We start from the raw sequence: 13,081 nt of genomic DNA on the forward strand, positions 1-13,081 counted from the left end.
CGCGCGCTTAAAAGCAAAAGCAACGGCAACGGCAACGGCAACGGCAACGGCAACGGCAACGGCAACGGCAATTTCCGGGCCTTGCTTAACGCGGTTTCAAGTCCATTCGACGCAGGTGGCAAGTCACTTCCTCACGGTCGTGGTACAGCTGCTTGCAGGCAATCGACACCTTGACCTTGCGCGCCTTGAATGTCGCTTCCATGCGCTCGAGCAACCGCCGTACTTCGGCGTAGCGCTGTTTCATCGGCAATTTCAGGTTGACCACCGCTTCGCGGCATAGCCCCTCGCCCAGCCAGGTTTCGATCAGCGAGGTGGTGCGCGCCGGCTTCTCGACAATGTCACACACCATCCAGTCCACCGGCTGCTTCGGCTGCCAGGTGAAACCATCGGCCATCAGGTGCTGGACCAGCCCGGTATCCATCAGGCTTTCCGCCATCGGCCCATTGTCGATGGCCGTCACCAGCATGCCCCGACGCACCAGCTGGTAGGTCCAGCCTCCCGGCGAGGCCCCCAGGTCGACACCGGTCATGTCATCGCCCAGGCGCTGCGCCCATTGTTCACGAGGAATGAACTGGTGCCAGGCCTCTTCCAGCTTGAGAGTCGAACGGCTGGGCGCCTCGCGGGGAAATTTCAGGCGCGGGATGCCCATCGGCCACAGCGCGCTGTTGTTGCCCGGGGCGACGCCGGCGAACACACGGCGGCCGCTGAGGAAGGTAAGCAGCAGGCGTGGACGGCTGGCGTCGTCTACCAGGCGACCAGCCTTTTCCAGGGCCTTGCGCAGCGGCACCTCGAATTTGCGGCAGAAGGTAGACAATTCCTTGCCTTCGTTGCTGTCCAGCACTTCCAGCCACAGGCTGCCGAACACCGGAAAACCGGCCAGGTGCGCCTGCAGCACACTGATACGGTCGCTTTCCGGCAGTTCGACATAACCGCCACGGGCCCATTGCCGAGGGAAAATCAGCTGGTTGAAGCGCAGTTCCCCCATCAGACGCTCGGCACCGCCCTCCTCGCTGCAGACAAACTCGGCGCTGGCACTGTGCGGCTTGCCCTTGGCATAACCGGCGATGCCCAGGCGCGCGGCATGTTCGCTGATTTCGGCGCAGACCTCGCCCTCGAAACCGGGCCGGCAATGCATGAACAGGGTATTCATTTCTCACTCCACTACGGCGGGCGCACCACAGGCGCCGGCAGGGCGGCGATGATAAAGGAAGATTGGAACCCGCGACACGCCCCGCCGGTCCAGAAAAGGGTCAGGTGGCGCAAAGCGGTCTAACCTGACCTTTCAGCCAGGTCCGCAGCGTGCGGGCCGATACAGAGCGGTGCCCGGCAGGCCTGAGCCATTGCCGGCCACCGGCGCAGAAGGAGTTGGCAATGCCCTCGCTCGATAGCCTGAACACCCTCAAGTCCCTCACGGTGGGTGACCAGACCTACCACTACTTCAGCCTCCCCGAAGCTGCCCGACAGCTGGGCGACCTGCAGCGCCTGCCGATGTCGCTGAAGGTACTGCTGGAAAACCTGCTGCGCTGGGAGGACGGCAAGACGGTCACCGGCGACGACCTGCGTGCCCTTGCCCAATGGCTGGGCGAGCGGCGCTCCGACCGCGAGATCCAGTACCGCCCGGCGCGGGTACTGATGCAGGACTTCACCGGCGTGCCGGCCGTGGTCGACCTGGCCGCCATGCGCGCCGCCATGGCCAAGGCCGGTGGCGACCCGCAGCGAATCAACCCGCTGTCCCCGGTGGACCTGGTGATCGACCACTCGGTGATGGTCGACCGCTACGGCACGCCACAGGCCTTCAGCGAGAACGTCGACATCGAGATGCAGCGCAACGGTGAACGCTATGCGTTCCTGCGCTGGGGCCAGAGCGCCTTCGACAACTTCCGCGTGGTACCACCAGGCACCGGGATCTGCCACCAGGTCAACCTGGAATACCTGGGCCGCACCGTCTGGACCCGTGAGGCCGACGGCCGCACCTACGCTTTCCCGGACACCTTGGTCGGCACCGATTCACACACCACCATGATCAATGGCCTGGGCGTGCTCGGCTGGGGCGTGGGCGGCATCGAAGCGGAGGCGGCCATGCTCGGCCAGCCGGTGTCGATGCTGATCCCGGAAGTGATCGGCTTCAAGCTGACCGGCAAGCTGCGCGAAGGCATCACCGCCACCGACCTGGTGCTGACGGTGACGCAGATGCTGCGCAAGAAGGGCGTGGTCGGCAAGTTCGTCGAGTTCTATGGCGATGGCCTGGCCGAGTTGCCCTTGGCCGACCGCGCGACCATCGCCAACATGGCCCCGGAATACGGTGCCACCTGCGGCTTCTTCCCGGTCGACCAGGTAACCCTGGACTACCTGCGCCTGTCCGGCCGCCCCGAGGCGACCGTGCAACTGGTCGAGCACTATTGCAAAGCCCAGGGCTTGTGGCGGCTGCCAGGGCAGGAGCCGCTGTTCAGCGACAGCCTGGCGCTGGACATGCACGAGGTGGAGGCCAGCCTGGCCGGGCCCAAGCGGCCGCAGGACCGAGTGGCCTTGGGCCAGGTGCGCCAGGCCTTCGACCACTTTATCGAACTGCAACCCAAACCCCTGGCCAAGGAAGTCGGCCGCCTGGAAAGCGAGGGTGGCGGCGGCGTGGCGGTGGGCAACGCCGACCAGGCCGGGGAAATCGACTACAGTCACCAAGGCCAGACCCATACCCTGCGCGATGGCGCGGTGGTGATCGCTGCGATCACCTCCTGCACCAACACCTCCAACCCCAGCGTGATGATGGCCGCCGGGCTGGTGGCAAAAAAGGCCCTGGAAAAAGGCCTGCAACGCAAACCCTGGGTCAAGAGTTCGCTGGCGCCGGGTTCCAAGGTCGTCACCGACTATTTCAAGGCCGCCGGGCTCGACACCTACCTCGACCAACTGGGGTTCGACCTGGTCGGCTATGGCTGCACCACCTGCATCGGCAACTCCGGCCCGCTGGATGAGGCGATCGAAAAGGCCATTGGCAGCGCCGACCTCACCGTAGCCTCGGTATTGTCGGGCAACCGCAACTTCGAAGGCCGCGTGCACCCGCTGGTGAAGACCAACTGGCTGGCCTCGCCGCCGCTGGTGGTAGCCTATGCCCTGGCCGGCACCGTGCGCCTGGACCTGACCAGCGACCCGCTGGGCATCGGCAAGGACGGCCAGCCGGTATACCTGCGCGACATCTGGCCCAGCCAACAGGAAATTGCCGCGGCCGTGGCCAAGGTCGATACGGCGATGTTCCACAAGGAATACGCCGAAGTGTTCGCCGGCGATGCGCAGTGGCAGGCAATCGAAGTACCCCAGGCGGCCACCTATGTGTGGCAGGCCGATTCCACCTATATCCAGCACCCGCCTTTCTTCGACGGCATCGGCGGGCCACCGCCGCAGGTCACGGATATCCGCAACGCACGAATACTGGCGTTGCTGGGCGACTCGGTGACCACCGACCACATTTCCCCGGCCGGCAACATCAAGACCGACAGCCCGGCCGGGCGCTACCTGCGGGAACAGGGCGTGGAACCACGCGATTTCAACTCCTACGGCTCGCGGCGTGGCAACCATGAAGTGATGATGCGTGGCACCTTCGCCAACATCCGTATCCGCAACGAAATGCTGCCGGGCGAAGAAGGTGGCAACACCCTGCACGTGCCCAGTGGCGAGAAACTGTCGATCTACGATGCCGCCATGCGCTACCAGCAAGCAGGCACTGCGCTGGTAGTGATTGCCGGGCAGGAATACGGCACCGGTTCCAGTCGCGACTGGGCGGCCAAGGGCACCAACCTGCTGGGCGTCAAGGCGGTGCTGGCAGAAAGCTTCGAACGCATTCACCGTTCCAACCTGGTGGGCATGGGCGTGCTGCCGCTGCAGTTCAAGGCCGGGCACAACCGCAAGCAACTGGGGCTGACCGGCAAGGAACAGATCGATGTCCTGGGCCTGACCGGTGCAGAGCTCCACCCAGGCATGAGCCTGCCCCTGCGCATCACCCGCGAGGATGGGCAGCAGGAGCAGATCGAGGTGCTGTGCCGGATCGATACCCTGAACGAGGTGGAGTACTTCAAGGCAGGGGGAATCCTGCATTATGTGTTGCGTCAGTTGATCGCCAGCTGAACCGGGTATGCTTGGGCCGCTCCGACAGGCGACGGGTAGCGGCCCGTTTCCATTGACCCGAGAAGGACCACCCGTGCCTCGCCTCCACCTGATCGCGCTCCTGTTTCTGGCCCTCGGTTATACCCTGGCCCTGAGCCACGGCAACCTTGGCATCGCCACCCTGCCCAGCTTCCTCGCCCTGCTTGCCAGCGCCCTGCTTGCTCGTTGCCCGCAGCGCTGGCTACAAACCCTGGGCCATACGGTGTTCATCCTGCTGGCGATCGCCCTGGCACTGCACTGGCTGCCCGGCTTCAACGCAGCCAAGGTCATCGACAGCGCCACCTTCAGCCCCGGCGCCCAGCCCTTCACGATGTACCTGAACCTGGACAAACCGCTGATTGGCGCCTGGCTGCTGCTGGCCTGTCCTTGGCTGATGTTGTGGCGCAGCCAGGGCCTGCCGGCCAGTCTGCTATACGCCCTGCCCCTGACCTTGCTCGCCTGCCTGGGGGGCGCCTGGTCCCTGGGCATGGTCGCATGGGCGCCGAAATGGCCCGAACAGGCGTGGCTGTGGCTGCTGAACAACCTGTTGTTGGTCAGCCTGACCGAAGAGCTGCTGTTTCGCGGTTATCTGCAAGGCAGCCTGCAGCGCTTGCTGCGCCATCAGGGGCTGGCGTTGTTCGCCGCCGCCATGCTGTTCGGCCTGGCCCACCTGGGGGCTGGCTGGCAGTGGGTATACCTGGCCACCCTCGCTGGCGTGGGCTACGGCCTGGCGTACCGCTGGGGCGGCGTGGTGGCTGCCGTGCTCTGCCATTTCGGCCTGAACCTGGTGCATTTCTCGCTGTTCAGCTACCCGATGCTGGCTCTTGGCTAGCTATTCGGTCATCATTTGGCTTCTACGTCATTAATCCGCAGTAAAAACGTAATAATGACGCAAACAAGCTTGAACGTGCCCGGCGACTAACCCAGATTGCATAATGGCCCATTGCCATGGATCAAGCCTTGCAAATATTCACTCAATAAAACCAGGGCCTTGCCGATAGCTTTGGAAAGCCCTGCGGACTATCAACCCATGCGTAACAACCAGCCGATTACCCAGAGAGAAAGGACTTTCCCTGCCCAGCAGCGGTTGATCTCCACCACCAATGCCAAAGGGGTGATCACTTACTGCAACGATGCTTTCATCGAGATAAGTGGTTTCACCCGCGAAGAACTGACCGGTGCGCCGCATAACCTGGTGCGCCACCCGGACGTGCCGCCAGCCGTGTTCGCGCACATGTGGCAAACCCTCAAGCAGGGCCAGCCGTGGATGGGTATCGTCAAGAACCGGTGCAAGTCCGGCGACCACTACTGGGTCAACGCCTACGTCACGCCGATCTTCGACAATAACCAGGTAGTTGGCTTCGAATCGGTGCGGGTCAAACCCACTGCCGAACAGATTCGTCGCGCCGAGGCGCTCTACCAGCGCATCAACCAGGGCAAGCCGCCCGTACCACGCCGCGACAAGTGGCTACCGGTGCTGCAGGACTGGCTGCCGTTCATCCTCATCAGCCAGGTGGGTTTCCTGATCGGCAACTGGCTCGGCCATTCCTGGGGCTTCGCCCTGGCCGCCGGGCTTTCCGTACCCCTGGGCCTGCTCGGCCTGGGCTGGCAGCAGCGCGGCCTCAAGCGCCTGCTGCGCCTGGCCGAGCAGACCACCTCCGACCCGCTGATCGCACAAATGTACACCGACAGCCGCGGGGTACAGGCACGCCTGGAAATGGCCATGCTGAGCCAGGACGCACGCATGAAAACCTGCCTGACCCGCCTGCAGGACAGCGCCGAACACCTCAGCGAACAGGCGCGCCAGTCCGACGCCCTGGCGCACAAGAGTTCTTCGGGGCTGGAACGCCAGCGCGTGGAAACCGAGCAAGTTGCTGCCGCAGTCAACCAGATGGCCGCCACCACCCAGGAAGTGGCCAACCACGTGCAGCGCACCGCCGATGCCACCCAGGAAGCCAACCGCCTGACCAGCCAGGGCCGGCAGATCGCCGGGGAAACCCGCGAAGCCATCGAGCGCCTGTCGGCTGCGGTCGGCGAAACTGGCCAGACGGTCACCCAGCTGGCCAAGGACAGTGACGAGATTGGTGGCGTGGTCGATGTGATCAAGGGCATCGCCGATCAGACCAACCTGTTGGCATTGAACGCAGCCATCGAAGCGGCGCGTGCAGGTGAAATGGGCCGTGGCTTTGCCGTGGTGGCCGACGAAGTGCGCCAGCTGGCACAGCGCACCGCCGAGTCCACCGGGCAGATTCACGGGCTTATTGCCAAGCTGCAACAGACTGCCAGCAATGCCGTCCTGACCATGGAAACCGGCCACCGCCAGGCGCAGGAAGGCGTCGACCGCGTGATGCAGGCCGACGAGGCACTGGTCGGGATCAGCGAAGCGGTGGCCAATATCACCGACATGGCGACCCAGATCGCCGCCGCGACAGAAGAGCAGACGGCGGTAGCCGACGAAATCAGCCGCAACATCAGCACCATTGCCGAGCTTGCCGACCAGACTGCCGAACAGGCTCAGCATTCGGCGCTGCTCAGCGAAGAGCTGACCAGCACAGCGGGTACCCAGTACTCACTGGTGGAGCGTTTCAACCGCTAAGGCGGTTTCCAGGGGTACTGCGTCGGCTTGTAGGAACGGCTTCAGCCGCGATCAGCGGCACAGCCGGCGCAGTCACCAGATTACCAATCCAGGCGCAAGCGGCTCTCGAAATAGCGCGCTTCGCCACTCAGTGGGTCCTCGAAACGCAAGCTTTGCGCCAGCAGTTTCAACGGCCGCTGGTAGTCATCCTCTTCATTGAGCAACTGCGGATAGAACGGATCATTGCTGATCCCCGCACCCAATGCCGCCATGTGCACACGCAACTGGTGGGTCTTGCCGGTGACCGGTGACAACCCATAGCGCCACAGGTCGCCATGCTTCTCCAGCACTTCGGCCCAGGTTTCACTGTTGGCCTCCCCTTCCACTTCGTGCATGCGGAAAAACGGCTCGCCATGCACCAGGCGGCTTTTATGCACCAGCGGAAAATCGTGTTGCGGCATGGCTGCGGCAATCGCCTGGTAGCGCTTTTCGATGCGCCGCTCGGGGAATAGCCGCTGATAGGCACTGCGACTTTGCGGATTGGCAGAAAACAGCACCAGCCCGGCTGTATGCCGATCGATACGGTGCAACGGCACCAGGTGCGGGTTGCCGAGGCGGTGGATCAGGCGGCGCAGCAGGGTCTGCTCGACGTATTCTCCGGTCGGCGTCACCGGCAGGAAATGCGGCTTGTCCGCCACCACCAGGTGCTCATCCACGTGCAACACCGCCTCAAGCACCGGAATCGGCCGCTCGTTCGGCACTTCCCGGAAGTAATGCAAACGCATGCCCCGTTTGTACGGCAGCTCGGCCGCGACAACGCGCCCCTCGGCATCCAGCACCCGCCCGCGGGCAAAGCGATCAAGCCATTGAGCCCGGTCGATGGCCTTGAAATGGTCACACAGGCAATCGAGTACCGTCGCCCAGTTTCCGGGTGGCAGGCACACCGTGCTGGCTTGCTGGCGGGCGGGGTCGAAAGGCGTGCTCATGGCGGGGCTCGAAACATTCACGGTCGCGCATTATCGCCCAAGCCCACGCCCTCAACCAGCCTTGGCCATCGCCTCGCTACGGTCCTTCAGCCAACGCAGTACCTGCACCGGCTCCCAGCGGCCGGGGTCATACAGGGCATACAGCAACCCCTGGTAACCCACCACATCCAGCCCGCGGTGATAGCCGGCACGCTGAAACAAGGCTTCAATTTCTGCAAAGCAGGTATTGAAATGGACCTTGCCGAACGGTGTACGGTCGTCGGTGACCAGGCCTTCGAGGCGCAGTTCCAGAACGGCGTCCGCCACCCGTTCGACGGGCATGCGGTTGACGCTGTACTTGAGTTGCTCGACATTGAGCATGGCTTCACCTCGATACTGTATTTATATACAGCATACGAACATCCCCTTGCCTTCGTCAATGCGCTTCATTGCAGCCCCTCCTCGTAGCCGCTACCTCTGCGAATCGTCAGCACCTGTCGTCTTGGCGTGCCCGGCGTCACCGACAGATGTACCCATTGGTCGAACTCGAGGATCAGCTGGTCGAAGGGAATGGCGCTTTCGCTGATGCGGCGCACGACTTCGCGCGGGCTTGCTTCGACCACCGTAAAGTCGGCGGCCAGCCCTTGCAGATGCTGGCTTGACGGCGCCCCGCCAATGCGGCTGTTGACTGCCGGGCTGCGATAGCCACTGCTGATGATGACCGGCGCGCCGAACAGCGCGCGAACCTGCTCCAGGACATTGCACAACAGTTGCAGGTTGGCACGCGCCTCGGCTGGCGGGTCGTTGTCGAGCCCTTCCCTGGCGGCGAGCTGCGAAAAGGTCATTTCAGCAAGGGTGAAATGGGGGGAAATGAGCATGTTGGAGTCCTGATGATCGGTAGAAAAGGCCGGCCTCAGCATGCCGGCAGAAGATCATCACGACGCAGCGCGCCACATGGAGCAGGGATGCGCCTCCCCTGGTGCCGTCATTGCGCGAGAAACGCCACGACCTGCTCGGCATCGAACGGCCAATGCAGCTCGGCGCCGTTGTCGCAGCGCCGCAGCACTGGAATGATCAGGCCGTAACGCTCGAACATGGCCTCGTTTTCGGCAATATCGACCAGTTCCACCAGCAGGCCGTGATCGACGAAGGGCATCAGCACGGCCTCGGCCACTTCGCACAGGTGGCAGCCGAGGGTGCCGAACAGTTGGCATTCAGGCAGCATGGGGCAGGTTCCGGTTTTGGCATGGAGGGAAGCCTATTCTAGGCCGCTCCTGCCCCATGCGCACCTGAGCAGGTTCAATCCTGACTGGTCGCGCCGATACGGTGCAACGACAGGTCGGCCCCCTGGAACTCCTGCTCATGGCTCAAGCGCAGGCCATGCAACGCGCGGATCGCACCGTACACGGCAAAGCCACCGGCCAGCGCCACCAATACGCCCAGCAGGCTGCCCAGCAACTGGCTGACCAGGCTGACACCGCCCATGCCGCCCAGGGCCGCCTGGCCGAACACACCACAGGCAATGCCGCCCCACACACCACACAGGCCATGCAATGGCCACACGCCCAGGACATCGTCGATCTTCCAGCGGTTCTGTGCCGCGGTGAAGGTCCAGACGAACAGCCCGCCCGCGACCAGCCCGGTGACCAGCGCGCCGATCGGGTGCATCAGGTCGGAACCTGCACACACCGCCACCAGCCCGGCCAGCGGCCCGTTATGCAGGAAGCCCGGGTCGTTACGCCCGGCCAGCAAGGCCGACAGGGTGCCACCGACCATGGCCATCAACGAGTTGATCGCCACCAGGCCACTGATCCCCTGCAGGGTCTGCGCACTCATGACGTTGAAACCGAACCAGCCAATGATCAGGATCCACGACCCCAGCGCCAGGAAGGGAATGCTTGACGGCGCAAACGCCACCAACCGGCCATCGCGATAGCGCCCGCGTCGCGCGCCCAGCAGCAGCACCGCCGCCAAGGCCAGCCAGCCGCCCATGGCATGAACCACCACCGAGCCGGCAAAGTCATGGAACGGCGCGCCAAAGCGGGCCTGCAACCAGGCCTGCAGGCCCAGGTTGCCGTTCCACACCAGCCCTTCGAAGAACGGGTAGACAAACGCCACGATCAGCGCCGTGGCACACAACTGCGGCACGAAGCGCGCCCGCTCGGCAATGCCCCCGGAGATGATCGCCGGGATCGCTGCGGCAAAGGTCAGCAGAAAGAAGCACTTGACCAGCGCATACCCCTGGTCGGCCGCCAGCGCGGCGGCCGGCTGCAGGAAACTGACCCCATAGGCGATCCAGTAGCCGACGAAGAAGTACACCAGCGCCGAAATGGCAAAATCGCTGAGAATCTTCGACAAGGCATTGACCTGGTTCTTGTGGCGCACCGTGCCCACTTCCAGAAACGCGAAGCCGGCATGCATGGCCAGCACCAGAATGGCGCCCATGAGAATGAACAGGGTGTTGGAACCGTGGACCAGAGTGTCCATCGCGCTGTGCGTGTTTTCCATGAAGTAGGCAGACCTGCTGAAAAAGGCACCAGAACAGTTCAAGAACCTGCATCCATGCACCTTGTCGGTGCCAGCCCCTTGCCCTGTTTCGGTGAGCCTGGCGGAGCCTGCGCGGTTTTTTCTTGGGTTTGTCGTGGATTGGGTTAAGGTTTATCGGTAGCCGCTGCGCTGACGCCCTGAATCGGCGCAATACCTGCCTGGAGCGCCCCGCAACGTGGCAAAACCTTAGCAAGGCCCATACCAGCAGCGGCACTTGAACCTTCGGCGTGTGCTATCACTCGAACTACCAACATTCATCGACAGGGAGACACCCATGGCCAGCAAATCGGCAAAGACTGCACAAGAGATATTGATGGCTGACTTCCAGGCGCTGGTGCGCGACACTGAGAAGCTGCTGGCTGACACCGCCAACCTGGCCGGCGACCAGGCGGACGAGTTGCGCGGGCAGATTCACGAGCGCCTGGCCCAGGCCCGCGAAACCCTGCAGTTGACCCAGGACTCGGTGCGCGAGCGCGGCCAGGCAGCGTTGGGCAGCGCCGAGCAGTACGTGCAGGAAAACCCGTGGCAGGCGATCGGCATCGCAGCGGGCGTCGGGCTGTTGATCGGCCTGCTGGCCAACCGCCACTGAGGGGATAACATGGATAACGACGCCAACAGCGCCAGCGCCGCAGGCAAGCGCCTGGGTGCGGCCGCGCTGGGGCTGCTGCACAGCCATATCGAACTGTTCGGCATCGAACTGCAAGAGCAGAAGGGCCGCACCTTGAGCCTGCTGTTGTTCGCCGGCCTGGCCCTGGTGTTCGCCTTGCTGCTGCTGACGGCCCTGTCCGGGCTGCTGCTGGTGCTGCTGTGGGACAGCTATCGCCTGGCTGGCATTATCGGCCTGTGCGTGTTCTACGGGATTGCCGCGCTGTACTGCGGATTGCGCCTGAAAGCTGCGGTGTTCGATGAGTCATCACCCTTCGGTGCCACCCTCGAGGAACTCGCCAAGGACCGGGAGCGCCTGTTGCCATGAGCCTGCCAGAACTGCCAAACACGCGTAACCCGCGTGAATTGCGCAAGGCACTGTTGCGCCTGCGCATGGAAATGCACCGCCAGGAAATCCGCCATGAGTCCGGGCAGTTGCTCGAGCCGCTGCGCCGCGTGCGCGGCATGGGCAACTCTTTGCAGGACGGGCTGGGTATCAAGCATGCACCGTTGTGGGGGATTGGCGCCGTGGTAGCGCTGGGCTTCCTCACCGGCAAGGGCGTTCGCAGCGGTAACCTCGCGCGGCTGTTGCGCCTGGGCAGCACCTTGCTACCGTTGGTGCGCCTGTACCTGCAAGGCAGCCGCCGCCCCTGACGGGGTCAATCTATCCTGTGGCCTCAGCCCCCCGTGGAAGCGGGTTGATTCGCGAATGCGCAGTTCAACCACCGGCGCATTCGCGGATCAGGCCGCTGCCACAGCCCCTGTATGCAACTGCCCCTTGCGCAAGGACGCACGACACAGGAAGCTATCGCCTTCGAAGCACAGGAGACCGCGCCTTGGACTGGCACACCCTGCTCACCCGCGAACGCCTGGGCAAAGCGCTGTACAGCGCCGATGAGCTCGGGCGCAGCCCCTTTCACAAAGACCACGATCGCATCATCTTCTCCGGCGCTTTCCGCCGCCTCGGGCGCAAGACCCAGGTGCATCCGGTTTCCAGCAATGACCATATCCACACACGCCTGACCCACTCGCTGGAGGTCAGCTGCGTGGGACGCTCGCTGGGCATGCGCGTCGGCGAAACCCTGCGTGACTACCTTCCGGACTGGTGCGCCCCGAGCGACCTGGGGATGATCGTGCAATCGGCGTGCCTGGCTCATGACATCGGCAACCCTCCGTTTGGCCACTCCGGCGAAGACGCCATCCGCCACTGGTTCCAGCAGGCCGCCGGACGTGGCTGGCTGGATGACATGAGCGACGACGAACGCGCCGATTTCCTCAACTTCGAAGGCAATGCCCAAGGCTTTCGCGTACTCACCCAGCTTGAGTATCACCAGTTCGACGGCGGTACCCGGCTGACCTATGCCACCCTCGGCACCTACCTGAAATACCCGTGGAGCGCCCGCCACGCCGACGCCCTGGGCTACAAGAAACACAAGTTCGGCAGCTACCAGAGCGAGCTGCCGCTGCTCGAGCAGATCGCCCGCAAGCTTGGCCTGCCGCAACTGGAGCATCAGCGCTGGGCGCGCCACCCGCTGGTGTACCTGATGGAGGCCGCCGATGACATCTGCTATGCGCTGATCGACCTGGAAGACGGCCTGGAAATGGAGCTGCTGCAATACGCCGAAGTCGAAGCGCTGCTGCTCGACCTGGTCGGCGAAGACCTGCCGGAAACCTACCGCCAGCTCGGCCCGGGCGATTCCCGCCGGCGCAAGTTGGCCATCCTGCGCGGCAAGGCCATCGAACATCTGACCAACGCCGCCGCTCGTGCCTTCGTCGAGCAACAGCAGGCCTTGCTGGCCGGCCAGCTGATGGGCGACCTGGTCGAACACATGCATGGCCCGGCCAAACGCTGCGTGCTGCAGGCCAAGGCCATGGCACGCAACAAGATCTTCCAGGACAAGCGCAAGACCTTGCACGAGATCGGCGCCTACACCACCCTGGAAATTCTGCTGAACACCTTCTGTGGCGCCGCCCTCGAGCAACACGGCGGGCGCACGCCCTCGTTCAAGAGCCGCCGCGTGCTGGACCTGATCGGCAACAACGCCCCTGACCCGCACGGTTCTCTGTACAGTGCCTTCCTGCGCATGATCGACTTCATCGCCGGGATGACCGACAGCTATGCCAGCGAAATGGCGCGCGAGATGACCGGGCGTTCCAGCCCGGCCTGAACCGCGCCGCTGCAGCCCGGGCCCTGCCCGGCGCTGCCAGCGCTGGAAAC

General features: G+C 63.9%; 13 protein-coding genes. 7 read left to right on the top strand and 6 right to left on the bottom strand.

All coding sequences use genetic code 11. The features are described 5' to 3' along the window. Nucleotides 1-85 precede the first annotated feature (85 nt). Nucleotides 86-1,150 (bottom strand): 23S rRNA (cytidine(2498)-2'-O)-methyltransferase RlmM, encoded by a 1,065-nt coding sequence (gene rlmM, locus ACLEJP_RS16620; RefSeq protein ID WP_440808086.1) that lies wholly within the window; start codon nucleotides 1,148-1,150, stop codon nucleotides 86-88. A 221-nt stretch (nucleotides 1,151-1,371) separates the two neighbouring features. Between rlmM and acnA the strand changes: the two genes are divergently transcribed. The 3 genes from acnA to ACLEJP_RS16635 all read left to right on the top strand — a co-directional run bounded on the left by acnA (nucleotide 1,372) and on the right by ACLEJP_RS16635 (nucleotide 6,727). After that, on the top strand, nucleotides 1,372-4,113 hold the full coding sequence (acnA, locus tag ACLEJP_RS16625; RefSeq protein WP_440808087.1) for an aconitate hydratase AcnA: 2,742 nt from the start codon (nucleotides 1,372-1,374) through the stop codon (nucleotides 4,111-4,113). Between the two features lie 73 nt (nucleotides 4,114-4,186). Continuing rightward, complete coding sequence (locus ACLEJP_RS16630) at nucleotides 4,187-4,963, top strand: lysostaphin resistance A-like protein (RefSeq protein WP_440808089.1); 777 nt, start codon at nucleotides 4,187-4,189, stop codon at nucleotides 4,961-4,963. A 198-nt stretch (nucleotides 4,964-5,161) separates the two neighbouring features. Further along, nucleotides 5,162-6,727 carry a methyl-accepting chemotaxis protein gene (locus ACLEJP_RS16635; protein ID WP_186679299.1) on the top strand — a complete coding sequence of 522 codons (1,566 nt, stop codon included), beginning with the start codon at nucleotides 5,162-5,164 and terminating at the stop codon, nucleotides 6,725-6,727. Nucleotides 6,728-6,807: 80 nt separating this feature from the next. Here ACLEJP_RS16635 and ACLEJP_RS16640 read toward each other — a convergent pair whose 3' ends face one another. From ACLEJP_RS16640 to ACLEJP_RS16660, 5 genes are all read right to left on the bottom strand, one after another. Further along, nucleotides 6,808-7,692 (bottom strand): pseudouridine synthase, encoded by an 885-nt coding sequence (locus ACLEJP_RS16640; protein WP_440808091.1) that lies wholly within the window; start codon nucleotides 7,690-7,692, stop codon nucleotides 6,808-6,810. Nucleotides 7,693-7,743: 51 nt separating this feature from the next. Next, nucleotides 7,744-8,052 (bottom strand): transcriptional regulator, encoded by a 309-nt coding sequence (locus ACLEJP_RS16645; RefSeq protein WP_225777006.1) that lies wholly within the window; start codon nucleotides 8,050-8,052, stop codon nucleotides 7,744-7,746. Nucleotides 8,053-8,117: 65 nt separating this feature from the next. Further along, entirely contained in the window at nucleotides 8,118-8,549 is a 432-nt protein-coding gene (locus tag ACLEJP_RS16650) for a D-Ala-D-Ala carboxypeptidase family metallohydrolase (RefSeq protein ID WP_440808095.1), read from the bottom strand. Between the two features lie 107 nt (nucleotides 8,550-8,656). Then, entirely contained in the window at nucleotides 8,657-8,896 is a 240-nt protein-coding gene (locus ACLEJP_RS16655; RefSeq protein ID WP_440808097.1) for a glutaredoxin family protein, read from the bottom strand. Nucleotides 8,897-8,970: 74 nt separating this feature from the next. Further along, a complete protein-coding gene (locus tag ACLEJP_RS16660; RefSeq protein ID WP_440808099.1) occupies nucleotides 8,971-10,179 on the bottom strand; it encodes an ammonium transporter in 1,209 nt (402 codons plus the stop codon). Nucleotides 10,180-10,492: 313 nt separating this feature from the next. Here ACLEJP_RS16660 and ACLEJP_RS16665 point away from each other — a divergent pair, with 313 nt between their 5' ends. The 4 genes from ACLEJP_RS16665 (at nucleotide 10,493) to ACLEJP_RS16680 (ending at nucleotide 13,031) form a co-directional block, all read left to right on the top strand. Next, a complete protein-coding gene (locus tag ACLEJP_RS16665; RefSeq protein WP_170029062.1) occupies nucleotides 10,493-10,807 on the top strand; it encodes a DUF883 family protein in 315 nt (104 codons plus the stop codon). A gap of 9 nt (nucleotides 10,808-10,816) precedes the next feature. Then, complete coding sequence (locus ACLEJP_RS16670) at nucleotides 10,817-11,191, top strand: phage holin family protein (RefSeq protein ID WP_440808102.1); 375 nt, start codon at nucleotides 10,817-10,819, stop codon at nucleotides 11,189-11,191. Next, nucleotides 11,188-11,517 (top strand): hypothetical protein, encoded by a 330-nt coding sequence (locus tag ACLEJP_RS16675; protein ID WP_440808104.1) that lies wholly within the window; start codon nucleotides 11,188-11,190, stop codon nucleotides 11,515-11,517. The genes ACLEJP_RS16670 and ACLEJP_RS16675 overlap by 4 nt, the downstream gene beginning before the upstream one ends. Nucleotides 11,518-11,699: 182 nt before the next feature. Beyond that, complete coding sequence (locus tag ACLEJP_RS16680; protein WP_440808106.1) at nucleotides 11,700-13,031, top strand: deoxyguanosinetriphosphate triphosphohydrolase; 1,332 nt, start codon at nucleotides 11,700-11,702, stop codon at nucleotides 13,029-13,031. The last annotated feature ends 50 nt before the right edge of the window (nucleotides 13,032-13,081 follow it).

The organism is Pseudomonas sp. SMV7 (assembly GCF_052041995.1).
GTDB lineage: Bacteria > Pseudomonadota > Gammaproteobacteria > Pseudomonadales > Pseudomonadaceae > Aquipseudomonas.

Excerpts from the sequence above, each read along its gene's own strand:
- rlmM (WP_440808086.1), bottom strand. The coding sequence starts at position 1,150 with ATGAATACCCTGTTCATGCATTGCCGGCCCGGTTTCGAGGGCGAGGTC.
- acnA (WP_440808087.1), top strand. The coding sequence starts at position 1,372 with ATGCCCTCGCTCGATAGCCTGAACACCCTCAAGTCCCTCACGGTGGGT.
- ACLEJP_RS16635 (WP_186679299.1), top strand. The coding sequence starts at position 5,162 with ATGCGTAACAACCAGCCGATTACCCAGAGAGAAAGGACTTTCCCTGCC.
- ACLEJP_RS16640 (WP_440808091.1), bottom strand. The coding sequence starts at position 7,692 with ATGAGCACGCCTTTCGACCCCGCCCGCCAGCAAGCCAGCACGGTGTGC.
- ACLEJP_RS16645 (WP_225777006.1), bottom strand. The coding sequence starts at position 8,052 with ATGCTCAATGTCGAGCAACTCAAGTACAGCGTCAACCGCATGCCCGTC.
- ACLEJP_RS16650 (WP_440808095.1), bottom strand. The coding sequence starts at position 8,549 with ATGCTCATTTCCCCCCATTTCACCCTTGCTGAAATGACCTTTTCGCAG.
- ACLEJP_RS16655 (WP_440808097.1), bottom strand. The coding sequence starts at position 8,896 with ATGCTGCCTGAATGCCAACTGTTCGGCACCCTCGGCTGCCACCTGTGC.
- ACLEJP_RS16660 (WP_440808099.1), bottom strand. The coding sequence starts at position 10,179 with ATGGAAAACACGCACAGCGCGATGGACACTCTGGTCCACGGTTCCAAC.
- ACLEJP_RS16665 (WP_170029062.1), top strand. The coding sequence starts at position 10,493 with ATGGCCAGCAAATCGGCAAAGACTGCACAAGAGATATTGATGGCTGAC.
- ACLEJP_RS16670 (WP_440808102.1), top strand. The coding sequence starts at position 10,817 with ATGGATAACGACGCCAACAGCGCCAGCGCCGCAGGCAAGCGCCTGGGT.
- ACLEJP_RS16675 (WP_440808104.1), top strand. The coding sequence starts at position 11,188 with ATGAGCCTGCCAGAACTGCCAAACACGCGTAACCCGCGTGAATTGCGC.